Annotated in this window: 19 protein-coding genes; 12 read left to right on the top strand and 7 right to left on the bottom strand. The window is 72.2% G+C overall.

Features of this window, described 5'->3' with window-relative positions; translation table 11 throughout:
- Window positions 1-43 precede the first annotated feature (43 nt).
- The 3 genes from ACZ56U_RS25190 to ACZ56U_RS25180 all read left to right on the top strand — a co-directional run bounded on the left by ACZ56U_RS25190 (window position 44) and on the right by ACZ56U_RS25180 (window position 3130).
- On the top strand, window positions 44-862 hold the full coding sequence (locus tag ACZ56U_RS25190) for a hypothetical protein (protein ID WP_469086254.1): 819 nt from the start codon (window positions 44-46) through the stop codon (window positions 860-862).
- Window positions 863-1157: 295 nt separating this feature from the next.
- The gene (locus tag ACZ56U_RS25185; protein ID WP_469086253.1) at window positions 1158-1856 is read left to right on the top strand and encodes an RNA polymerase sigma factor; all 699 of its coding nucleotides are present in this window, start codon (window positions 1158-1160) and stop codon (window positions 1854-1856) included.
- Window positions 1856-3130: a hypothetical protein gene (locus ACZ56U_RS25180; protein WP_469086252.1), complete on the top strand. Its 1275-nt coding sequence runs from the start codon at window positions 1856-1858 to the stop codon at window positions 3128-3130. Before ACZ56U_RS25185 ends, ACZ56U_RS25180 begins: the two co-directional genes overlap by 1 nt.
- A 188-nt stretch (window positions 3131-3318) precedes the next feature.
- Here the strand turns inward: ACZ56U_RS25180 and ACZ56U_RS25175 are convergent, their stop codons facing one another.
- On the bottom strand, window positions 3319-4146 hold the full coding sequence (locus ACZ56U_RS25175; RefSeq protein ID WP_469086251.1) for a L,D-transpeptidase family protein: 828 nt from the start codon (window positions 4144-4146) through the stop codon (window positions 3319-3321).
- Window positions 4147-4280: 134 nt separating this feature from the next.
- On the opposite strand from ACZ56U_RS25175, the gene ACZ56U_RS25170 reads away from it, so the two are divergent.
- Both ACZ56U_RS25170 and leuE read left to right on the top strand, forming a co-directional pair.
- Window positions 4281-5861 carry an acyl-CoA mutase large subunit family protein gene (locus ACZ56U_RS25170; RefSeq protein WP_469086250.1) on the top strand — a complete coding sequence of 527 codons (1581 nt, stop codon included), beginning with the start codon at window positions 4281-4283 and terminating at the stop codon, window positions 5859-5861.
- Between the two features lie 18 nt (window positions 5862-5879).
- Window positions 5880-6527 (top strand): leucine efflux protein LeuE, encoded by a 648-nt coding sequence (gene leuE, locus ACZ56U_RS25165; RefSeq protein ID WP_469086249.1) that lies wholly within the window; start codon window positions 5880-5882, stop codon window positions 6525-6527.
- Here the strand turns inward: leuE and ACZ56U_RS25160 are convergent.
- Window positions 6510-7928 (bottom strand): FAD-dependent oxidoreductase, encoded by a 1419-nt coding sequence (locus ACZ56U_RS25160; protein WP_469086426.1) that lies wholly within the window; start codon window positions 7926-7928, stop codon window positions 6510-6512. The two genes, leuE and ACZ56U_RS25160, sit on opposite strands and share 18 nt — an antisense overlap.
- 79 nt (window positions 7929-8007) lie before the next feature.
- Between ACZ56U_RS25160 and ACZ56U_RS25155 the strand changes: the two genes are divergently transcribed.
- Window positions 8008-8664 (top strand): TetR/AcrR family transcriptional regulator, encoded by a 657-nt coding sequence (locus tag ACZ56U_RS25155; protein ID WP_469086248.1) that lies wholly within the window; start codon window positions 8008-8010, stop codon window positions 8662-8664.
- Between the two features lie 39 nt (window positions 8665-8703).
- Here ACZ56U_RS25155 and ACZ56U_RS25150 read toward each other — a convergent pair whose 3' ends face one another.
- Window positions 8704-9813 carry an acyltransferase family protein gene (locus ACZ56U_RS25150; protein ID WP_469086425.1) on the bottom strand — a complete coding sequence of 370 codons (1110 nt, stop codon included), beginning with the start codon at window positions 9811-9813 and terminating at the stop codon, window positions 8704-8706.
- Between the two features lie 225 nt (window positions 9814-10038).
- On the opposite strand from ACZ56U_RS25150, the gene ACZ56U_RS25145 reads away from it, so the two are divergent.
- Together ACZ56U_RS25145 and ACZ56U_RS25140 are read left to right on the top strand one after the other, a co-directional pair.
- Complete coding sequence (locus ACZ56U_RS25145) at window positions 10039-11502, top strand: glycosyltransferase family 29 protein (RefSeq protein WP_469086247.1); 1464 nt, start codon at window positions 10039-10041, stop codon at window positions 11500-11502.
- Entirely contained in the window at window positions 11499-13820 is a 2322-nt protein-coding gene (locus ACZ56U_RS25140; RefSeq protein WP_469086246.1) for a glycosyltransferase, read from the top strand. Before ACZ56U_RS25145 ends, ACZ56U_RS25140 begins: the two co-directional genes overlap by 4 nt.
- A gap of 50 nt (window positions 13821-13870) precedes the next feature.
- Here ACZ56U_RS25140 and ACZ56U_RS25135 read toward each other — a convergent pair whose 3' ends face one another.
- The 3 genes from ACZ56U_RS25135 to ACZ56U_RS25125 form a co-directional block, all read right to left on the bottom strand.
- Entirely contained in the window at window positions 13871-14848 is a 978-nt protein-coding gene (locus ACZ56U_RS25135) for a class I SAM-dependent methyltransferase (protein WP_469086245.1), read from the bottom strand.
- A gap of 138 nt (window positions 14849-14986) precedes the next feature.
- Window positions 14987-16324, bottom strand: a complete 1338-nt coding sequence (locus ACZ56U_RS25130) for a polysialyltransferase family glycosyltransferase (RefSeq protein ID WP_469086244.1) — start codon at window positions 16322-16324, stop codon at window positions 14987-14989.
- The gene (locus tag ACZ56U_RS25125) at window positions 16324-17310 is read right to left on the bottom strand and encodes a glycosyltransferase family 2 protein (protein ID WP_469086243.1); all 987 of its coding nucleotides are present in this window, start codon (window positions 17308-17310) and stop codon (window positions 16324-16326) included. Before ACZ56U_RS25125 ends, ACZ56U_RS25130 begins: the two co-directional genes overlap by 1 nt.
- A gap of 234 nt (window positions 17311-17544) precedes the next feature.
- Between ACZ56U_RS25125 and ACZ56U_RS25120 the strand changes: the two genes are divergently transcribed.
- The 4 genes from ACZ56U_RS25120 to ACZ56U_RS25105 all read left to right on the top strand — a co-directional run bounded on the left by ACZ56U_RS25120 (window position 17545) and on the right by ACZ56U_RS25105 (window position 22359).
- Complete coding sequence (locus ACZ56U_RS25120) at window positions 17545-18840, top strand: DUF6716 putative glycosyltransferase (RefSeq protein WP_469086242.1); 1296 nt, start codon at window positions 17545-17547, stop codon at window positions 18838-18840.
- 212 nt (window positions 18841-19052) lie between these two features.
- Window positions 19053-20282 carry a cytidylyltransferase domain-containing protein gene (locus ACZ56U_RS25115; protein WP_469086241.1) on the top strand — a complete coding sequence of 410 codons (1230 nt, stop codon included), beginning with the start codon at window positions 19053-19055 and terminating at the stop codon, window positions 20280-20282.
- Between the two features lie 14 nt (window positions 20283-20296).
- Window positions 20297-21238 (top strand): N-acetylneuraminate synthase family protein, encoded by a 942-nt coding sequence (locus ACZ56U_RS25110; RefSeq protein ID WP_469086240.1) that lies wholly within the window; start codon window positions 20297-20299, stop codon window positions 21236-21238.
- 53 nt (window positions 21239-21291) lie between these two features.
- Window positions 21292-22359: a hypothetical protein gene (locus ACZ56U_RS25105; protein ID WP_469086239.1), complete on the top strand. Its 1068-nt coding sequence runs from the start codon at window positions 21292-21294 to the stop codon at window positions 22357-22359.
- Window positions 22360-22379: 20 nt separating this feature from the next.
- Here ACZ56U_RS25105 and ACZ56U_RS25100 read toward each other — a convergent pair whose 3' ends face one another.
- On the bottom strand, window positions 22380-23042 hold the full coding sequence (locus ACZ56U_RS25100; protein WP_469086238.1) for a class I SAM-dependent DNA methyltransferase: 663 nt from the start codon (window positions 23040-23042) through the stop codon (window positions 22380-22382).
- Between the last annotated feature and the right edge of the window lie 51 nt (window positions 23043-23093).

Below are 23093 nucleotides of genomic sequence, written 5' to 3'. Positions count from 1 at the left end.
CGGCGACGGGCCGGGCAGGAACAGGGACAGGGACGGAACGGGCATGGGTGAAGGGCGGAGCGGCGGCGGGAGTCCCGGCCGCCGGCAGGGGCACCCCGGCGACACCGCGCCCGGTTTCCCGACCCCGGTCGAGCTGGAGACGTTGCTCGCCGCCGCGGTGCGGGACGACGTCGACCCGTACGCGGACCAGGTCCTCGGCGAGGGCGAGCAGCGGGCCGTCGCCGCCTTCCGGGCCGCCCGCGACGCCGGGGCGCACCGGGCCCGCACCCGCCGCCGGGACGACTGGCGGCCCCGCGAGCGGCGCCGGCTGTCCCGCTCGCTGCGGACCACGCTCTCGGTCTTCGTGGCGAGCCTCACCGTCGGCGGCGTCGCCTTCGCCACGATCGGCACGGGCGGCCCGTCGTCCGCCGAGGGCGAGGACAGGACCGAGGCGCACACCTCCGCCCCCGCCCGGCCGGGCACCGCCCCCTCCGCCGAGAGCCCGTCCACCCGCCCCGACCGTCCGGACACCGCCGAGGACACCGAGGCCCACTGCCGGACCTACGAGCGGGTGCGAGGCCGCGGCAACGCGCTCGACTCCACGGCCTGGCAGCGGCTGATCGAGGCGGCGGACGGCGAGGGGAACGTTGCGTCGTACTGCGCGCGGCGACTGGCGGACGCGGAGGCCAAGGGCGCGGCGGGCAAGGGCACGGATCAGGCCAAGGGCCAGGGCCTGGGTCAGGGCGGGTCCGGGACCGCGGGCAAGGGGCAGGGCGAGGGACAGGGCGAGGGACAGAGCCAGCGCGAGAGCAAGGGCGCGGGCACCGGCACGGACGACGGCACGGACAAGGCCGACAAGGCGTCCGGCAAGAAGAAGCAGTAGCCGCGAGGCCCCGCCGCCAAGGCAACGGCCGGGGCCGCCACCCCCCACAGGAGAGGCCCCGGCCGTCGCGCGGCACGGGCCGCGCGGCGGCCCGTACTTCCTACAGCGCCAGGGATGCGTTTTCTGTCACAGCCGGGGGCGTACCCGCATCGGTCCGGGCTAGGTGCATCTTGTACGGACATGGACGAGCAGCGGTTTCAGGTCGTAACGTGCCTTTCGCGCCGAGCGGGGAGGCGAGGGATCACCGCGATCGCAGGCGGCCTCGGGGCCGCGACCATCGACTGAGGAACCATGCGTGCTGGGGGATGACGCGGAGCTGACCGCCGCGGTGCTGTCGGCACAGGACGGGGACGAGACCGCGTTCCGGACTGTGTACCGCGCCGTGCACCCGCGGCTGCTCGGATACGTCCGCACGCTGGTCGGTGACCCGGACGCCGAGGACGTCGCCTCCGAGGCCTGGCTCCAGATAGCCCGGGACCTGGGACGGTTCAGCGGTGACGCGGACCGGTTCCGCGGCTGGGCCGCCCGGATCGCCCGCAACCGCGCCCTGGACCACATACGCATGCGCGGCCGCCGCCCCGCGATCGGCGGCGATGAGACCGAGCTGACCGGGAAGGCCGCCGAGTCCGACACCGCGGGCGAGGCCATGGAGGCCCTGGCGACCGACAGCACCCTGTCCCTCATCGCCCGCCTTCCGCAGGACCAGGCCGAGGCCGTCGTCCTGCGCGTGGTGGTGGGCCTCGACGCCAAGAGCGCCGCCGAGACGCTGGGCAAGCGGCCCGGAGCCGTACGGACCGCCGCGCACCGCGGCCTGAAGAGGCTCGCGGAACTGCTCGGCACCGATCCGGAATCCGCCGAGGGGGGCCGTCCCGCGCGAGCGGGGTCGAGCGTGGGGGAGCTCGACGCGCTCCCGCCCCAGCGAGAACCGCACACCCGTGCGGTGACGTCCGCGAGTGTGACGCATACGCGTCCGCGGACGCAGAAGGACATGTGATGGCCGACAAGCAGTACGGGTGGCTGGACGCCGAAACCGCCGAGCGTCTGCTGCGCGGCGAGTCCCTGGACAACGCTGTCGACGCCGCCGCCCGCGACGAGGCCGAGCGCCTCGCCAAGACCCTCGGCGCGCTCTCCGCGGCACCCCCGGCGAACAGCGCCGAACTCCCCGGCGAGGCCGCCGCGCTGGCCGCCTTCCGCAAGGCGCGCACGGACCGCGGAGCGCCTGCCACGGCCTCCGGCCACGCAGAAGCCCCCGGCCCTGCCACGGCCCCCGGCCCTGCCGCGTCCCCCGGTCGGGCTGAAGCCCCCGGTCCTGCCACGGCCCCCGGTCCGGCTGAAGCCCCCGGAGATGCCGCCGCCCCCGGCCCTGCCACGGCCCCCGCCCATGCCGCCACCCCCGCCGCCCGGCCCCCCAGGGACCACCGCGGTCCGTCCGCTCGCCCGGGGCCGCGGGCGCCCGGAGCCGTTGTCCGCCCGTCGGCCGACGACGCCGGTCTGGTCCGTATCGGCGCCCCCGCGCACCGCCCGCCGCGTGCCCGGCGTGGTCGTCGTCCCGTGCGGTTCGGGATGGCCGCTGTGCTGGCCCTTGGCATGGTCGGGGGAGTCACGGTCGCGGCCGCAACCGGAATGCTGCCGACGCCGTTCGGCGACGACGAACCGCGCCCCGGTGCCACGGTGTCGACCGCCGCGACGACGGACCGCCCCCTGGTCTCCCCGTCGCCCGACGACGCGGGTGAGGGCGAGCCGACACCGGACGGCTCCGCGAGCGGCACCCCCGACGACAGCCCCCCGCACTCCGACGCCGGCGGCGCCCCGAGCACCGACCCCGGCTCCGGCAGGCACGACCGCGGCAAGGACGGCTTCGGGTCCCGGTGGGACGGCGGACCGGCGGCGTGCCGGGACCTGCGCGACGGCAAGCGGCTGTCCGCCGACCGCAGCCGTGCGCTGGAACGGCTGGCGGGTGGCTCCACTCAGGTGTGGAAGTACTGCGAGGGCGTCCTGCGGGCCGGCGACGGAAAGGCCGGCCAGGACGACGGGCGCCAGGAACGGGACCGGGACAAGGACGGCCACGACGGCGACGACCGGCAGGGCGGCGACGACCGGCAGGGCGGCGGCGACAGCCACGACGGTGCCCCCGGCCGCGGCCACCGTCCGAACGGGGGCCTGTCCACCCCTTCGCCGTCCCCGACGGCCGATGACACCACCCCGCTGCCGAAGCGGGACGCGGCCGCACCCGAGCCCTCGCCGAACCCGTCGTACACGGCGCTCTGACCCGCGTCCCCACAGGGCGCGGAACTTCTCTCGCGCCCGGTGTGACACTTTCGGCCGCGCCGGCGCTGACATGAGTGAGCCGACTGGTCATCGGCCGTCGCACAGAGCCGGGGTTCCCCCCGTACCCACGGCTCGTGCACCTCGGCGCGGGCGGGACACGTTCCCCCGGTCCCGCCCGCGCCCCACACTCACCAGTACACGACGACCTTGTCGCCGTCGCGGACCTCCTGGAAGAGCTCCGCGATCACCGCCTCGTCCCGTACGTTCACGCAGCCGTGCGAGGCGCCCCCGTAGCCCCGGGCCGCGAAGTCGGACGAGTAGTGCACCGCCTGGCCGCCGCTGAAGAACATCGCGTACGGCATGGGGGAGTCGTAGAGCGTCGAGACGTGGTGGCGGGACTTCCAGTAGACGCGGAACACGCCTTCCCGGGTCGGGGTGTACTCCGAGCCGAACCGCACCGCCGCCGTGGTGACGGTCCGGCCGTCCACCATCCAGCGCAGGGTCCGGCTCGACTTGCTGATGCACAGCACCCGGCCGGTCAGACAGCGCGGGTCCGGGGCGGCGGCCGGCTGGCCGCCCATCAGGTACAGCTCCCACCTGCCCGGTTCGTGCGTCATCCGCAGCAGCCGCCGCCAGGTGACGGTGTCGGTCTCGCCGGTCCTCGGCAGCCCGCGCTTGCCCTGGAACCCCTTGACGGCCTCCTCGGTCGCCTCGTCGTAGGTCCCGGTCGGCCCCTCGAAGATCCAGGCGACCTGGCGCAGCCGGGCCTGCAACTCCCGTACGTCACGGCCGCGGTCGCCGGGAGCGAGGAGGACCTCGGGCGCGGCCTTCGTCGGCGCGGCGCCCGGCTCGTCGTCGTCGGCGCGCGTGGAGGCGGACGGGGCGGCGGAGTTCTCGGGCAGCTCGATGCGCACCGGGCCCTTCCCGTCGTCCTGCGGCGCCCGCACGGTGCAGCCGCCCACGGCCACCACCGCCACCAGCGCCGCCATCGCTGTCCGCATGCCCTCTGTACGCATCCGCCGCCCCGCCTTCTCACCGCCGGTGTGCACCGGTGTCACCACAGATGGTTTCCCGCGGATGACTGGTTGCGAACGGCGCGGCATGGTGGTGGGGAACCGGCGAGCACTCACCCAGCGGGAGGCGGCACACCATGACGCGCGAGTCGGAGTCCGGACTGCCCATCGAACCCGTCTACGGTCCCGGGGACCTGGCGGGCTGGGACCCGGCACAGCAGCTGGGCGAACCGGGCGCGTATCCCTTCACCCGCGGGGTGTACCCGTCGATGTACACCGGCCGCCCCTGGACCATGCGCCAGTACGCGGGCTTCGGCACCGCGGCGGAGTCCAACGCCCGCTACCGGCAGCTGATCGCGCACGGCACGACGGGGCTGTCGGTCGCCTTCGACCTGCCGACCCAGATGGGCCACGACAGCGACGCCCCGATCGCGCACGGCGAGGTCGGCAAGGTGGGTGTGGCGATCGACTCGATCGAGGACATGCGGGTGCTGTTCGGCGGGATCCCCCTGGACCAGGTCTCGACGTCGATGACGATCAACGCGCCCGCGGCCCTGTTGCTGCTGCTCTACCAGCTGGTGGCGGAGGAGCAGGGCGTCCCGGCCGGGAAGCTGACCGGCACGATCCAGAACGACGTGCTGAAGGAGTACATCGCGCGGGGCACGTACATCTTCCCGCCGAAGCCCTCGCTGCGGCTCACCGCCGACATCTTCCGCTACTGCCGTGCCGAGATGCCGCGGTGGAACACGATCTCCATCTCCGGCTACCACATGGCGGAGGCGGGCGCCTCGCCCGCGCAGGAGATCGCGTTCACGCTGGCGGACGGCATCGAGTACGTCCGCACGGCCCTCGCGGCCGGCATGGACGTCGACGACTTCGCGCCGCGGCTCTCCTTCTTCTTCGTGGCCCGTACGACGATCCTGGAGGAGGTCGCCAAGTTCCGTGCCGCGCGCCGGATCTGGGCGCGGGTGATGCGGGAGGAGTTCGGCGCGTGGAACCCCAAGTCGCAGATGCTGCGTTTCCACACCCAGACGGCGGGCGTGCAGCTGACGGCCCAGCAGCCGGAGGTGAACCTGGTCCGGGTCGCGGTCCAGGGGCTCGCGGCGGTGCTCGGCGGTACGCAGTCCCTGCACACGAACTCCTTCGACGAGGCGATCGCGCTGCCCACGGACAAGTCGGCACGGCTGGCGCTGCGCACCCAGCAGGTCCTGGCGTACGAGACCGATGTGACGGCGACGGTCGACCCGTTCGCGGGGTCCTATGTGGTCGAGCGGATGACGGACGACGTGGAGAGCGCGGCGCTCGACCTGATGCGGCGGGTGGAGGACCTCGGTGGCGCGGTCGCGGCCATCGAGCACGGCTTCCAGAAGGACGAGATCGAACGCAACGCCTACCGCATCGCGCAGGAGACGGACTCCGGTGAGCGGGTCGTGGTGGGGGTGAACCGCTTCCGGCTCGACGAGGAGGAGCCGTACGAGCCCCTGCGGGTGGACCCGGCGATCGAGGCCCGGCAGGCGCGGCGGCTGGCCCGGCTGCGCGCCGACCGCGACGCGTCGGCGGTGGCCGCGGCCCTGGCCGCCCTGAAGAAGGCGGCCGCGGGCGAGGACAACGTCCTGTACCCGATGAAGGAGGCGCTACGGGCCCGGGCGACGGTCGGCGAGGTGTGCGACGCGCTGCGGGAGGTGTGGGGAAAACACGTTCCCTCGGACGCGTTCTAGCGTGCGACACTCCTGCACATGTTCGGTGTCATCGACCTCCCCACCTATCTCGCGGGCCTCGTCCTGATCGTTCTGCTGCCCGGCCCCAACTCCCTGTACGTGCTCTCCGTCGCCGCCCGGCGCGGGGTGCGGGCGGGGTACACCGCCGCGGCCGGGGTGTGGTGCGGGGACGCCGTGCTGATGACGTTGTCGGCGGCCGGGGTGGCCTCGCTGTTGCAGGCCAACGCCGTCCTGTTCGGGATCGTGAAGTACGCCGGTGCCGGGTATCTGACGTGGCTGGCGGTGGGGATGCTGCGGGCCGCCTGGGGGATGTGGCGGACCCGTCGGGAGGCCGTGCGGGAGGCCGCGGAGCCGGTCGCCGCCGACGAGCGTCCCCTGCGGCGGGCGTTCGTCATCAGCCTGTTCAACCCCAAGGCGATCCTGTTCTTCGTCGCCTTCTTCGTGCAGTTCGTCGACCCCGGGTACGCCTATCCCGCACTGTCCTTCGTCGTGCTCGGGACGCTCGCCCAGATCGCGAGTTTCCTGTACCTCAGCGCGCTGATATTCGGCGGGACGAGGCTCGCGGCCGCCTTCCGGCGCCGCAGGCGGCTGTCGGCGGGGGCGACGTCGGCCGCCGGGGCGCTGTTCCTCGGGTTCGCGGTGAAGCTGTCAGTCGCGAGCGCGTGACGGGAGGAGACCGACGCGCGTGACGTACTCGGTCAGCCCCCGGGCCGTCTCGCCCGCCCAGCCCACGTAACCGTCCGGCCGCACCAGGAATAGCCCCGTCCCGTACGAGGCCTGCGTCCCGCCCTGTACGACCCGCACCCCGGCCGGCGGCTCCGGCGCCTCGGTGCCCACCGCCAGCAGGGTCCAGTGCGGGCCCCGGAAGGCGTCGAAGAGGCGTACGCCGTCCAGGGTGCCGTCGGGTGCGCGGTCGCCCGCCCGTACCCCGGTCGCCGCCGGCCGGGTCTCCTTGGTGAGGGACGACTCCCGGTACCCCAGCCCCAGCTGACGTGTCGCGTCCCCCCGCCGGGTCTCCCCCCGGTGGACGCTGGTCGACAGGCCGAGCATCTCGGCGGCGACCGGGCGGCGCTCCTCCTCGTAGGTGTCCAGCAGCGCGGCGGGCGCCCCGTCCCGCAGTACCGCGCCCAGCTTCCAGCCCAGGTTGTAGGCGTCCTGGACGCTGGTGTTCAGGCCCTGGCCGCCCGCCGGGGAGTGCAGGTGGGCCGCGTCGCCGGCGAGGAAGACCCGGTCGGCGCGGAAGCGGTCCGCGAGGGCCGTGCGGGGGCGGAAGTCGGAGGCCCAGCGGACCTCGGTGACATCCGAGGGGGCGAGGTGGGAGCGGGCGGCGACCACCTTGCGGACGCCGTCCGGTGAGACGTCCACCGTGCTGCCTTCGGGGAACTGGGCCGTCACCTGGAAGTCCTCGGTGCCCGCGAGGGGGCAGATCGCCAGGAAGCCCTCGCCCTCGCCGCGCGGCGGGAAGATGTGCCAGTTCTCGCGGTCCAGGCCCCGCACGCGGATGTCCGCCACCAGCATCGGCCGCGGGTCCACCGTGTCGCCGGTCATGCCGACGCCGAGCGTGCGCCGCACCGTCGAGCGGCCGCCGTCCGCCGCCACCAGGTACCGGGCTCGCAGGTCCCCGCCGGTCGCGAAGTGCGCGGTCACGCCGTCCGCGTCCTGGGTGAGGCCGGTCAGCTCGCGGCCGAGGAGCACCTGGCCGCCCAGCTCCGCCAGCCGTGCCCGCAGGATCTCCTGGGTGCGCCACTGGGGCACCATCCACGGCTCGTCGTAGGGCGAGCCCTCGGTCGCCTCGGCCGGTTCGAACATCTGGTGCTCGCCCACCCGCTCGCCGTCCTGCCAGATCATCCCCACCGGGTAGCTGCCCCCGGCCTCGTGGATCGCGTCCAGGACGCCGAGGTCGTCGAAGACCTCCATGGTGCGCGGCTGGAGGCCCTTGCCGCGCGAGCCGGGGAAGAGCCCCTCGGCCTTCTCCACGACCAGCGCGGGCACGCCGCGCCGGGCCAGGTCGACCCCGAGGGCGAGGCCGGTCGGTCCGGCGCCCACGATCAGTACGTCGGTGTGCATACGCATACGACGACTCTCCTTAACGTTGTTAAGTGATGACGCCTGTGAGCGTGCCCTTAACGGCGTTAAGCTGTCAAGCGTGAACTCGGAACGACGTGTGCCCCTGGACCGCGGGCGGGTGGCGGACACCGCCCTGAGGCTCCTGAACGAGGTGGGCCTGGACGGCCTGACCCTGCGCGCCATCGCCAGGGAACTCGACGTCAAGGCGCCCGCCCTGTACTGGCACTTCAAGGACAAGCAGGCGCTGCTCGACGAGATGGCGACGCAGATGTACCGCCGGATGGCCGAGGGGACCCCCCTCGACGCCGACGACACCTGGCAGGAACGGCTGCTGAAGAGCAACCGGGGACTGCGCACGGCACTGCGCGGCTACCGCGACGGCGCCAAGGTCTTCAGCGGCTCACGGTTCACCGGCCCGGTGCACGTGGAGCAGATGGAGGACAACCTCCGCCTGTTCACCGGCGCCGGCTTCACCCTCGCCGAGGCGGTCCGGGCGATCTCGACGACGTACCTCTACACCCTCGGTTTCGTCACCGAGGAACAGGGCGTCGAGCCGCTGCCCGGCGAGCGCCGGGAGGGCTTCGACGTGGCCGAACGCGCCCGCCTGATGGCCGACTTCCCGTTGTCGGCGGCGGCGGGCGCGGAGCTCTTCGAGGACTACGACCGGCACTTCGAGGAGGGGCTGGCGATGGTCATCGCAGGGATCGAGGGGCGGTGCGGGCCCGGCGCGAGGTGACCGTGCGGCACCGGCCGGTCCGGGGCCGGGCCTTCTGCCTCACCGAGACTTGGCCAGGGCCGACCGCAGCCTCGGGGTCAGCGGCTTCTCGACATACCGGTTCAGCAGCCAGGCCAGCGCCAGCATCGCCACGACGGTCAGCGCGAAGGTCTGAGCCGACGGCACCCCGAGCCCGATGTGCAGCCCGTGGATCACCACCCAGCCGAGGTGCTCGTGGACCAGGTAGAAGGGGTACGTCAGCGCCCCGGCCACCGTCAGCCAGCGCCAGTTCGCCCAGTGCAGCCACCCGAGCGCGATCGCGCCGACGGCGAGGAAGCCCAGGGCGACGACGGCCACGATCCCCACCGTGGTGCGGTGCGCGAAGGCGTCGGGATCGGCGGCGTTCCACAGACTCCGCACCGCGTAGTGCTGCCCGATCAGGAAGCTCACGCCGACGATGCCCCACGCGTACACGTCCCGCCGGTCGCGGTGGACGAGGTAGAGGCCGACGCCGCCGATGAAGAAGGGGGCGTACTCGGGCATCAGCACGACATCGAGCAGCGGCTGGTGCGCGGCCTCGGCGATCGCCGCCGCCAGGGTCCAGCCCGCGCAGAACAGGATCACCCGCCGCCGGGAGGCGCCCGGCAGGACCACGCACAGGGCGAACAGCGCGTAGAAGCGGACCTCCGCCCACAGCGTCCAGCACACGCCGAGCACCCGGTCCACGCCCAACGGCTGCTGAAGCATCGTCAGGTTGACCAGGGCGTCGCTCGGGGAGACCGCCCGGTAGGCGACCACCGGCAGCGCGAAGACCGCCGTGACGAGCAGGACCGCCACCCAGTACGCGGGCAGCAGCCGGGAGGCGCGGGAGGCGAAGAACGACTTCAGCGGCCTGCCCCAGCCGCTCATGCAGATCACGAATCCGCTGATCACGAAAAACACCTGCACACCGAGACAGCCGTACGCGAAATACCCGGACAGCGTCGGGAACTGGTCTTTCGCGGACGTTCCCCAGGCCTCGGTGACCTCGCCGCCCCGGCCGCCGTAGTGGTATGCGGCGACCATCAGCGCGGCCACCAGACGCAATCCGTCGAGAGCGCGCAGCCTGGGCTCACGGGGCGCCGCCGGGCCCGGCCGCGGGGGTGTCGACGTCACCTCGCGGACGGTCATCGTGGTCACGGACATCCCCTCGACAGCTTTTCCTGCGGATACACAGGGACATTAGTCCGAATCACAGGGATGTCGTGGCCGCCCACCCAACGATTGGCCGCCCGGTCCCGGCCAGTTCACCTGGATGTCGTTTTGGCTTCCTAAATTCCCCCAGAATCCCCCCACGCAAGATGCAAAGCACAAGAACTCGCCTCGACTTTGGTAAGAAGACGAAACAGGAGTGCCATGACGACGGTCCAGAAGAGACGTGCACGTGCGCGTGGAGGGGAGCTGGACGACTGCCTGCGCGCCTGCGCGGTCCACAGCGGGAAGGTCGTCGGCAGCATCGACCGGCGCCGCGTCGAACTCGCCGAGCAGCTGCGCAAGTTGCTCGTGGTGTGGGGCACCACCGCCACCACCGCCCCCGCGCCCGCCCCGGCCGGCGGCGCCACCGCCCTGCTCAAGCGGGCCGTCAAGGGCGCGACCGTCCCGTCGAACAGCATCCCTGGCGAACTGCTCGACGCCTTGCTCGCCGTCGCCAACAAGGCTCTCCAGTGCGGCTACGACGACGAGTTGCACCTCGCGCTCGTCATCAGCGACACCGTCCTCGCCCAGCGCAGGAACTCCCGCGCCGGCTGGCGGCTGCGCGCCCGGCTCCTGGAGGCCCTCGGCGAGGAGACCGAGGCCGTCGAGGCGTACGAGAAGTACCTCGCCCTCACCGACGAGGACGGCTTCGGCGTCCGCGCCAAGATCGCCGGACTGCGACTCGCGGGCGAGAAGGAGCGCGAGCTCCTCGCCCTGCTCAAGCGCCAGAACCCGCGCGCCGCGGAGTTCACCGGGCGCGCCGCCACCGACGTCTGGGCCGAGGGCCTCGCCGCCCACGCGGTGGGGGACTGGACCGAGGCCGAGCCGCGTCTGGTGGCGGCGCTCCTCGCGCTGGCCGCCGAGGAGGCCCCGGTCGCCGACCGGCAGGAACTCCTCAGCCAGTACCTCGACCTGCGCACCACCGAGTCGACGGACCTCGCCTCCCTCACGGAGGCCCTCGCCCTCTACGCCGAGCAGCGCCGCAACCGGATGCGGGGCCCCGTCGCCGACCCCACCATCGGCGGGGTGCAGTGGATCAGCCTCGGCGAGTTCCGCAACCAGATCGCCGGCAAGTCGATCTGCCTGATCGCCAACTCCGGCCGCGTGGGCGCCAGTTCCATGGGCGCCGAGATCGACGCGTACGACCTCGTGGTCCGCTTCAACTCGTACCGGATCGACCCGCGGCACACCGGCAGCCGTACCGACATCCACGCCACCATCCACAAGCACGGCTTCAACTGGGACCAACAGGTCACCACCCGGCTGGTGTTCGGCGGCATCTCCGGCGACTGGAAGTACTCCCTGCGCAACCGGCTCGTCCCCGGCGCCCAGACCTTCCTCGGCGACGAGTCGCTGCGCTGGCCCGTGCGCAACATCGGCAGGCTCGGCACCGACGTCTGGTCCGGCATCCCCACCACCGGCTTCAACATGCTGTACCTGCTGGACTTCCTGGACGTCAGCCCCACCCTGGACCTGATCGGCTTCGACTTCTACGAGAGCGGCGCCTACCGCGTCCAGGAGGCGATGAAGCTCGCGATCACCTCCGTGCACGAGTACACGAGCGAGAAGGCCTGGGTCATGCAGCGGGCCCAGAGCGTGACCGACATGAGGATCTCCCTGCGATGACCACCGCCCCGCCTGCGACCCAGGCCCCCGTCACCGACGCCCACGCCCTCACCGGCAAGCGCCGTATCGCCTTCGCGTCCTACGTCGACGAGAACTACCTGCCCGGCTTCCTCACCCTCCTCAGGAGCCTCGCCCTGACCAACCCGGGCGTGTGCGAGGACTTCGTCGTCCTCTACGACGACCTGCGCCCCGGCTCGATAGCCCGGATCCGCGCCCTGCACCCGCGGATCGTGCTCAAGCGGGTCGACGACGCGCACTACGACGCGTACAAGAAGGGCGACCAGGACAACTACCTGGTCCGCAAGGCGTACTTCATCCTCGACGTGTTCAGGATCCGCGAGTACGACACGATCATCACGCTCGACACCGACATGGTCGTCCTCGGCGACCTGGGTGAACTCCTGCGGCTGCGCGAGGGGTTGGCGGCCGTACCGCAGTTCTTCTACGGCCAGCACAAGCTCAACTCGGGTCTGCTGGTCATCCAGCGCGAGTACCTCACCGACGAGTTCTGCGCACGGCTCGACCGGTGCGGCCGCACCGGCGACTACGAGCTCGACAAGCACGACCAGGGCATCCTCAACGCCGTCCTGGACGGCGACTTCGTGCGCCTCGACCCGCGCTACAACTTCGTCAAGCGGCGGCTGTCCGGCGACCTCCCGGTCCCCGAGGACACCGCGATCCTGCACTTCACCGGCCGCCACAAGCCCTGGCAGGGCGGCGAGGCCGGGTACAGCCAGGCGGAGGAGCGCTGGCGCGAGTTCGAGCTGTCGGACGCCGAGTTCCAGGCCGCCTACCTCGCGTCGAGCGGCGGCTTCCACCACGACCTGGTCGTCCACTTCGGCACCCCGCACGTCCGGCGCACCGGGAATGTCGAGGTGGCCCGCAAGGTCGCCGCCGCGCACATCGCCTCCGGCGACTACCAGGACGCCGTCGACGTCCTGTCCGGGGTGCGGATCCCGCTCGACGAGGCCTGGCCGCACGAGGTGCTCGGCCACGCCCTGATGAGCGTCTCCCGCTACGAGGAGGCCAAGGCCCAGCTGCTGCTCGCCACCGCCGCCCCCAACCGGGCCGCCACCGCCTACGCCCGGCTCGCCCAGATGGCGTGGGTGCGGGGCGACGACACCGAGGCCCTGCGGTACGCCACCGCCGGTATCACCGTCGACCCGACGCACCGCTCCAGCCGGCTGTGGGCGCAGCGCGCGGCCGCCGTGCCCACGCAGGAGCGGGGCAGCGCCGACGACCAACTCGCCCACGTGGCCTTCTACATGGACCGCCAGGGCAACGCGGGCGACAAGCTCCTGCCGGAGACGGTCCGCCTGGCCTTCGGGCCCGACACGACGTCCCGGCGCTGGCACCCCGTCCACGCCCACCGGCTCTTCGACGAGGCCGCCCTGGAGCGCGTCAACGCCCGCCGGGGTCTGGTCATCGGCGGCGGCGGTCTGTTCATCCCGGACACCATGCCCAACGGCAACAGCGCCTGGCAGTGGAACGTCCCCGACGCGCTGCTGAACCGCGTCGACGTGCCGATCGCGGTCTTCGCCGTGGGCTTCAACGCCTTCGACGGCCAGTCCTACCGTGCGAACCGCTTCCGTGAGTCACTGCTCCACCTCGTCGAGCGGTCCGCGTTCTTCGGGCTGCGCAACCACGGCTCGATCGAGAAGGTCCGCGCGATGCTGCCCGCGCGGCTGCACGACAAGGTGCGCTTCCAGCCCTGTCCCACCACGGTCATGCGCCAGCTGGTGGACGGCTGGCAGGACCCGGCGCGGCGCGAGGACACGATCCTGATCAACGCGGCGTACGACCGCGCGGGGCTGCGCTTCGGCCACGACTACGGCTACTTCCTCGCCCAGATGGCCCAGGCCGTCCGGGACCTGGGCGAGCTCGCCCAGGTGCGGTGCGTGGCGCACTCGCTCGACGACGAGAAGATCGCCTTCGACCTGCGGCGCGAGCACGGCATCTCGCTGCCGGTCATCCCGATGTACGACTTCGACAACGACCGGATCCGCGACCTGTACGCCCGCACCAAGCTGGTGATCGGCATGCGCGGCCACGCCGGGATGATCCCGTTCGGCGTCGGCACGCCCATCATCAGCCTGATCTCGCACCCGAAGATGGCGTACTTCCTGCGGGACATCGAACGCCCGGAGTGGGGCGTCTCGGTCCACGACCGCCACCTGGCGGCGCGGCTGGTCGAGCGCGCGAGCGACCTGCTCGCCGACCACACCAAGACGGTCGCCGACGTCCACGGCCGCCAGCAGGAACTGTGGAAGGTCACCGAGGCGAACGCGGCGGACCTGCGGGTGATCCTGGGGAGTTGAGGACATGGGTGGGCCCCCACGGCCCGACGGTCGTGGGGGCTCACCGCTGCCTACCGGCCGACGGCCCTGTGCAGCAGCCGGGTGAGCCTCGAACCGCTCGGCCGCTCCTTCTCGTACGCCGTCCTCAGCTGCTCGAAGTGGTCGGCGCGGGTGCGGCTCAGGTACTCGTCGGAGGTCAGCGGCCTGGCGATCGACCAGGCGCGCCGGTGCTGGCCGTCGTAGTGGGCGACGTACGCCTTGGACAGTTCCAGGACGGACTTGAAGGGGATGCCGCCGGTGTGGTCGCGGTCGATCCTCTCCTGGACGGCGGAGATCAGGGCGAGTTTCTCGTCGACGGTGTAGTCGTCCTCGGTGATGCGCTTGAGGACGTCCGCGGGGATCGGCTTCGTCACCTCGAAGGCGAGGGTGGAGCGGATCGGCGGGCCCGCGATCTCGATGTACGGCAGCAGGGCGCCCGTGCTGTGGTGCAGCCACGGCAGCCGGGGCCCGGCGAAGTCCTGGTGCAGGACGACCGTGCCGGGCCGCATCCGGGTCAGGAACCGCTCGGAGACACAGCGGAAGACCCGGGCGGTCTTGGCGATGTCGATGTGCAGGAACTCCACGGGGCTGGTGTCCTCGGGGTCCGAGGTCTGCCAGAGGTCGCCGGCATGGATCTCCAGGAACGGCAGGAACGGCTCCAGCCGCCCCTTGAAGTCCTCCAGGAAGGAGTTGTCGTCCGGCGGCCGGTGCCCGGGGTCGAAGAACTTCTCCGAGGCGAAGGTGCCCTTGCCGACCCGGAAGAAGTCGTACGCGTGCAGCCGCCCCCGCGCCCGGTCGAACACCGGGCTCTCGCTCAGGCCCAGCGCGAGGGCGTACGTCGATCCGCCGCCCCCGGAGCCCAGTTCGACGATCCGGTCCCGGCCCGTGAGGTGGTGGCGCCCTACCAGGTACAGAAACTGCAGTTCCCAGGTGCTGCACTGGGTGTAGGGCAGCTTCTCCGGCAGCGTGACGCTGTCGAGGAGGGAGTAGAGCCGGCCGAGCTTCGTCATGGGTGCCTCACGGGATTCGGTTAGGCGGTGTCCGTGATCCTAGGGTCACAGGCACCGCTTCACCATTGAATCAACGGAGTAACTCGATGATCGGGCTTTATTTCCACGGCCTTTCCGGGGAGTTCATCCGTTCTTCGCTCAGCGCCTCACGGCCTTGCGGATCGCCCTGGCCCGCCGTACCACCCGCCGCGCGGTGGCGTTGCGCGGCAGGAACGACAGCCGCTCCGGGATACCGCCCGGCAGTCCCAACGCGGTCAGCCGCTTGCGCTTGAAGTAGCGGTGGGTGCGCGGGCCGAAGCGCGCGGAGAGATAGCGCTCCGCCGCCGGGCGCAGACCGGCGTGCATCTGCGGCTGCATGGTGAACCCGACCGCGGTCACCAGCGCGGTCAGGTCCGCCTCCGGAACGGCGTCCTCGCCCGTGCGGGACTCCAGGTCCGGCAGCACCGCGTCGGCCAGTACCGCCGGGAGACGGTTGCTGTTCTGGTACGGGGTCAGGCGGTCCAGGAGCGGCTCGGTGCCGATCCGGGCGACGGGCAGGTCGTAGAACGCGGACGCCGTGAACAGGGCCGTGGAGAAGCAGCCGACGACCAGGGCGGGCCGGGCCTTGTCGAACAGCACCTCGGCGAGGACGGGGGAGTCCAGGACGGTGAGGTCGACGCCCAGCCTGCCGGCCTCGGTCTCCAGGACGCGGCTGTAGCGGGCCGGGGCGGTGGGGTGCGGTTTGAAGACGATCGAGCGGTGCCCGCGGGCGACCGCGCCGCGCATCATCCGCACGTGCAGATCCTCCTCCTCCCGGGCGGAGAGGATGTTCAGCGCGGACAGGTACTGGCCCAGCAGGAGCGCCGAGCCGTCCGGCAGCACCGGCAGGTCCTCGACGGACTCGGCGAGTTCGCTCAGCACCTTCAGGAACGCGCCCGTCGGCACGACCTGTGCGGGCACGCCGAACTCGGTCAGCAGCAGCGGCGTCAGACCCGGCACCAGGTCCAGGTGGAGCAGCCGGCGCACCCGCGTGCCGACCAGCGGGTCGAGCTTGTTGCGGGTGGGGCCGTAGCTCATCAGGCCGTCCGCGTAGACGTGCACGGGGGCGCCGGTGAACAGCTGGGCCACCGTGAGCGCCGGGGTGACCTGGATGGACTCCAGCACCAGCTCCACCCGGTCGTCCCCGAGGTCCCACAGCAGACGCAGATAGCGCTCCAGGAGCGGGATGTCGTCCGTGCGGGGGGTCCAGGCGCCGGGGTGGAAGGGGTGGATGGCCGCGTTCCAGGACAGCACCGCGTCGAAACGGTCCCGCAGCGGCGCGAAGCCCGGCATCTCGTCGAGGGCGGGCGTGGTCTCCGGGGTCGCCGAGTTGTTGAACACCAGCAGCACCCGGCGCTCGGCGTCGTCGAAGAGGTCGGAGTCGAGCGCGGCGGCCAGGGTGGCCACCCCGTACAGCGTCGAGGCGCAGAAGATCTGCGTCGTACGAGAGGTGGACATCAGGCGGCCGCCTTCGCTGTGGTGACCCGGCGCCGCAGCCGCCGCAGCTTGGCGGAGCGGCGCAGGTCCATGGTGTCGAGTACGTCGCCGAGGGCGTCCTGCGGCATCCGCCTGATGGCCGCCGCGCTCATCGCGTGCAGCCGCTTGGCCACGCCCGGCTCCCACTTGGCCTCGTCGGAGAGGTGGTGGGCGATGATCGCGCAGTAGGTGCGCACCGCCTTCGGCAGCAGCCGGGCGGCGTCCGGGTCCGTCGCCGTCTCCTCGATCACCTGGTCGAAGGCGCGGATGAAGTCCAGCTGGCGGGCGTCGCCGATCTGGGTCAGCGAGGAGGCTACCCCGCGCCGGTAGAACACCCCCAGCAGGCCCACCACGGCGAACGACTCCGCCTCGCGGTGCAGCTTCCAGATCCACGGCCGGTCCTCGGCCGTCCGCAGCCCGTCCGTGAAGTGCAGCAGCCCCCGGTCGAGCAGCCGCCGGTGATAGGCACCGGCCCACGCGTAGGCGTAGTCCACGGAGGTGGTGCGGTCGGCGGGCAGGATCGCCTCGCGCGGGTTCAGCACCTCGCCGCGCAGCCCCACCGGGGCCCGGTGCACGGAGCGGGCGCGGGCGGTCGCCTGGACATGGTCGGTACGGATGAAGTCGCAGCCCAGCCCCTCGATCGCCGCCACCAGCTCGGCGAGGTAGCCCGGCGCGAGCCAGTCGTCGCCGTCCAGGAAGGTGAGGTACTCGCCGGTCGCCGCGTCGAGACCGGTGTTGCGCGCGGTGGCGAGACCCCCGTTCTCCTCATGGCGGACATATCTCACCTGTGCGACATCGGAAAGCGACTCGGCGGCCCGCTCGAGAATGGCGGGAGTCTCGTCCTTGGATTTGTCGTCGACCAGGATGAACTCGAAGTCGCTCCGGGCGTTGAGCCGCAGACTTCTGAGGGTGTCCGGGGCGTATTGCTGCACGTTGTAGAACGGCACGATCACGGAAAGCTTTGGCACCCGAGAAACGCTAGAAGGCCGCCCGGCAGGGGAACTTGACGGTGAACGTACAGCGGGTGAACTCGATGTGTCGGAATGGTGCATCCCCTGTACTTTCCAGGCTTTGACGGGCCAGTTCGGCTCGCGGTGGGCTGTTGTTAACTTTTCGTTGATTCCCGGTTGGGCCATTCCTGGGAATTGCTTCCTAGCGTCTTGGACGTGCCAGCAGTTACGCCAGCAACACCAACGACGCCGATGCGCATCGCGGTCCTCGCGGACTCCGACACCCGCTGGAAATGGGGTGCGCTGACCTCCCACCGCATCGCCCCCCGCGAGGACGCGCAAGGGGCTCCCGCCCTGAGCGGCTTCCTGCTGCGCGGCCGCGCCACCCCGACCCCGCGCCAGCTCGCGGAGGTCGGTGTGCGGGCCGACTCGATGCGGGAGGTCACCGCCGTCGAGTTCCTGCGGGCGATGGCCGAGGAGTCGTACGACATCGTCGTGCTCGCCCTCGTCGGCGGCGGCGTGCAGGCCATGCTGCACGGCCTCAAGCGGGTGTGGGAGGGCCGCGAGAAGCGTCCGGTGGTCGTCACCGGCTATGTCGGCGTCGTCTACGAGAAGCTCGCCGACGGCCTGCTCCTGCGGCACGGCGCCGACCTGGTCCTCGCCAACTCCCGCCAGGACGCGGACCGTTTCCGGGCCGTGTACGAGGGAGTGGGCGCCGACGCCTCGTCGGTGACGGAGGTGGCGCTGCCGTTCCTCGGCGGGGCCGCCTACGAGGGCGAGCACGACCCGTACACCGTGGTGTTCGCCGTGCAGCCCTCCGTCCCGGACAGCCGCAAGGACCGTACCTACCTGCTGAACCGGCTGATCCGGCACGCCCGGCTGCACCCCGAGCGCGAGGTGCTGCTGAAGCTGCGCTCCAAGCCCGGCGAGCACACCACGCACATCGAGGAACAGCCCTACCAGAAGCTGGTCCAGCGGCTCGATCCGCCGGCCAACTTCCGCCTGGTGTACGGGAACATGGGCGAGGTTCTGGACCGCACCGACCTGCTGGTCACCATCAGCTCGACGGCCGCCCTGGAGTCCCTGCACCGCCGGATCCCCACGGTCGTCCTGACCGACCTCGGCGTCCGCGAGGTGCTCGGCAACCACCACTTCGTCGGCTCCGGCTGCCTCGCCTCCTGGGACCAGCTGGACGAGGGGCACCGGCCGGTGCCGGACCCTCAGTGGGTGGCCCGGCAGGGGGTCGTGGCGGACCGGGCGTACGAGACCGCGTTCGACGCGGCGCGGGAGCGTCTGGCGAAGCTGCTCGCCGCGCCGGCGCTGCCCCCGCTGACCCCGTACTACACACCCGCCACGGCTCCCGGCTACCTGCCCGGCATCTTGGCCCGCCATCACCTCGGGCCCGACGGCAGCCCGCTGCCGGGCGCGCCCGCGGCGGACCGGGAGCCCGGACCCGTGCGGCAGATCGTGCGGCGGGCCGCGCGGGGTGCCTACCGGCACGGCGTGCAGCGGGTGGCGCCGGTCATCCGGCGGATGGGGGAGTTGTGAGCGCCTCCCATGGTGCCTCTTCGGGTCGTCTGGCGGCTGCGGCGCCGTGGGGGCTTGTCGCGCCCCGCGGCGGAGCCGCATATCGATACAGCCCCGCGCCCCTGGGGGGCGGCTTCGCCGGCCCCCACCCCCGGGTCGCGCCCAGCGGCGGAGCCGCAAATCGATACAGCCCCCCATCTACCTCTGTGAACCCTGCGCTAGGAGTGCAACCCATGTCCGACCCCTCGGCCGATGTCGGCGCCGCTGTGCGTCGCGTGCTCGCCGTCATCCCCGCCCGCGGTGGCTCCAAGGGGGTGCCCGCCAAGAACCTCGCCCCGGTCGGCGGTGTGCCGCTTGTGGCGCGTGCCGTGCGGGAGTGCCGGGCGACCCGGCTGGTGACGGACGTCGTCGTGTCCACCGACGACCAGGCCATCGCCGCCGCGGCCCGGGAGGCCGGGGCCGAGGTGGTGCTGCGGCCCGCCGCGATCGCCGGGGACACGGCGACCTCCGAGGCCGCGGTGCTGCACGCGATGGACACCCATGAGGCGCTGCACGGCGCGGCGGTCGACGTGGTGGTGTTCGTGCAGTGCACCAGCCCGTTCCTGGTCCGGGAGGACATCGACGCGGTGGCGGGCGCGGTCGTCGAGACCGGTGCCGACACGGCGGTGACCGTGGCCGCCTTCCACGGGTTCGTCTGGCGCGACGCGGACGACGAGGCCACCGGCGGCTACGGCGTCAACCACGACAAGGCCTACCGCCCCCGCCGCCAGGACCGCCCCCAGGACCTCCTGGAGACCGGCGCCGCCTACGCGATGGACGCGGCCGGCTTCCGCGAGCACCAGCACCGCTTCTTCGGCCGTACGGAACTCGTCCGCACCGACCCGGCGCGGGTGCTGGAGATCGACGACCCGCACGACCTCGCCAGGGCCCGGGCGCTCGCGCCCCTCTTCGACGCCGACCGCCCCGGCGCCCTGCCCCGCCACGACGACATCGACGCCGTGGTCCTCGACTTCGACGGCACCCAGACCGACGACCGGGTGCTGATCGACGCCGATGGAAAGGAGTTCGTCTCCGTGCACCGCGGAGACGGCCTCGGCATCGCCGCCCTGCGCAGGAGCGGGCTGAAGATGCTGATCCTCTCCACGGAGCAGAACCCGGTCGTCGCCGCCCGGGCCCGGAAGCTCAAGCTCCCGGTCCTGCACGGCATCGACCGGAAGGACCTCGCACTCAAGCAGTGGTGCGAGGAGCAGGGCATCGCGCCCGAGCGCGTGCTCTACGTCGGCAACGACGTCAACGACCTCCCGTGCTTCGCCCTCGTGGGCTGGCCCGTGGCGGTCGCGAGCGCCCACGACGTGGTACGCGGCGCCGCCCGTGCGGTCACCACCGTCCCCGGTGGCGACGGCGCGATCCGAGAGATCGCCAGCTGGATCCTCGGCCCCTCTCTCGACTCCCTCACCAGTTAAGGAAATCGCCTGCCATGAGCACCAACTCCCGTCTGCGTTCCTTCGGTTCCGAGCGCCTCGCCGGTCCCGGCCAGCCCGTCTACATCTGCGGCGAGATCGGCATCAACCACAACGGCGAGCTGGAGAACGCCTTCAAGCTCATCGACGTGGCCGCCGAAGCCGGCTGCGACGCCGTGAAGTTCCAGAAGCGCACCCCCGAGATCTGCACCCCGCGCGACCAGTGGGACATCGAGCGCGACACCCCCTGGGGCCGGATGACCTACATCGACTACCGCCACCGCGTGGAGTTCGGCGAGGACGAGTACCGCCAGATCGACGAGCACTGCAAGGAGAAGGGCATCGCCTGGTTCGCCTCCCCGTGGGACACCGAGGCCGTCGCCTTCCTGGAGAAGTTCGACGTCCCCGCCCACAAGGTGGCCTCCGCCTCCCTCACCGACGACGAGCTGCTGCGCGAGCTGCGCGCCACCGGCCGCACCGTCATCCTCTCCTCCGGCATGTCCACCCCGAAGCAGATCCGCCACGCGGTCGAGGTCCTGGGCAGCGACAACATCCTGCTCTGCCACGCCACCTCGACCTACCCGGCGAAGGCCGAGGAGCTCAACCTGCGGGTGATCAACACCCTTCAGGAGGAGTACCCGAACGTCCCGATCGGCTACTCCGGCCACGAGACGGGCCTGCAGACCACCCTCGCGGCGGTCGCCCTCGGCGCCACCTTCGTCGAGCGCCACATCACCCTCGACCGCGCGATGTGGGGCTCCGACCAGGCCGCCTCCGTCGAGCCCCAGGGCCTTCAGCGCCTGGTCCGCGACATCCGCACCATCGAGGCCTCCCTCGGCGACGGCGTCAAGAAGGTCTACGACTCCGAGCTGGGCCCGATGAAGAAGCTCCGCCGCGTCGCCGGTGTGGTCGCCGAGGCGGAGATCGCCGCCGCGGCGGGCGAGCCGGTCACGGTCTGAGCTCCGCACCACCCACCTGGGGTCTGACCTACTTAGGGGACGGTCGTACGTCGATGAGCCGCCGCGCCGGATCAGCCGGCAGCAACTCCACTCTCGCGTTCGTCGAGAGCCCGGTACAGCTCCTGAACGTGCTGGAGTGGGCGCACGCCCACGCACCCGGCGCGGGGCTCACCCTCGTCGTGCTGTCCCCGACCGACCCCATGACCCGCGGCCAGTTGCGCCGCATGGCCGAGCTGGCCCGTGAGGAGGGCCACGAGGTCCGCTGGGAGGAGGCCCGGGGCGGCCCCGCGGCCCCCTTCCAGACCATCGGCGGCCTCGCGGGCCCGCTCCGCAGGGCGGACCGGGTCGTCCTGGGCGACCCGTTCTCCCGCTACGTACAACTGCTGCTGACCATCACCCGGGCCGCCGATCTCGTCGTCGTCGACGACGGCACGGCCACCATGGAGTTCGTGGCCCAGCTCGCCCGCGGCGAACGCCTGGTGCGCTGGCACCGCAAGGGCGGCCGCCCCGGGCCCCGCGACCTCGTCTTCGCGCCGGTGTCCTCCTCGGCCCGCCGCCGCCTGACCCCGAGCGAGGGCCGCCGGGTGCAGATCTTCTCCTCGATGCCGATGGAGGAGACCCCGGCCGGGGTCACGGTCTCGCCCCACACCTTCGCCTGGACCCGCGCCCGCTTCGGCCCGCCCCGCATCACCAAGGGCGCCGACATGGTCGGCACGTCCCTGGTGGAGACCGGCGTGGTCGACGGCGACCGCTATCTGGAGGCGGTGCGCACCCTCGCCAAGGCCCACGGCACCACCCGCTACTTCGCCCACCGCCGCGAGAGCACCGACAAACTCCACCGCCTCGCGGTCGAGACCGGCCTGGAGATCGTCCGCCCCGACCTCCCGCTGGAACTGATCGCCCGCAGGGGACCGATCGGCCGTACGATCCTGAGCTTCCCCTCGACGGTCGTGCACACCCTGCCCCTGGCCCTGGTGGGCACCGAGGTCCGCGTCGCGGTCTGCGACATCGACCCCGACTGGCTCACCGAGACCGCCTCGCCACGCGCCCAGGGCTTCCTGTCCGGGGTGACGGGCAAGGCGAGGGACATACACCGCCTGTCGGCGGTCACCGCGGTCTGACCCGGGCGGGCCGGGCCGGGTCAGTCGCCCTTGCGCGCGAGCAGGAAGGCGCGCGGGCGTGCCTCGTCCTGCTCCGCCTCGCGCAGCACCCGGGTGTGCAGCCGGAAACCCGCCGCCACCAGCCGCTCGGCCACGGTGTCGGGGTCTCGCCAGTAGTAGTCGAGCGCGACCGCGTGCCCGAACCGCTCGTCGAGCCGCAGCCGCTCCGCCTGGCCGGTCTGGAAGGCGAGGAGCAGGTGCCCACCGGGCTCCAGGACCCGGTGGAACTCGGCGAACGTCGCCGGCAGGTGCTCGTCGGGGACGTGGATGACCGAGTACAGGGCGGTGATCCCGCCCAGCGTCGCGTCCGGCAGGTCCAGGGAGGTCATCGAGCCCACGTGGAACCGCAGGCCGGGGTGGCCCCGCCGGGCCAGCTCCACCATGCGGGGCGAGAGGTCGACCCCGAAGACGGGCAGGCCCAGGCCGTGCAGCAGGGCGGTGACATGCCCGGGACCGCAGCCGAGGTCGGCGACGGGGGCGCGGCTGCCCCTGGCCCGTACCAGCTCGGCGAAGGCGCCGAACAGCGCGCGTTCCAGGATGAGCCCGGCGAGCCCGTCCGCGGGGAACCGCTGGTCGTAGGCGTCGGCGATGGCGTCGTACGAGGTCCGGGTGTCCCGTATGAAATCCGGGTGCTGGGCGGTCACGGACCGCACCCTAGCGAGGCTTGCCGTCCCTCGGACGCTCCTCGGCCGTCC

Source organism: Streptomyces sp. NPDC034103, from assembly GCF_055575395.1.
This window is presented reverse-complemented; position numbering and strand designations above follow the sequence as displayed.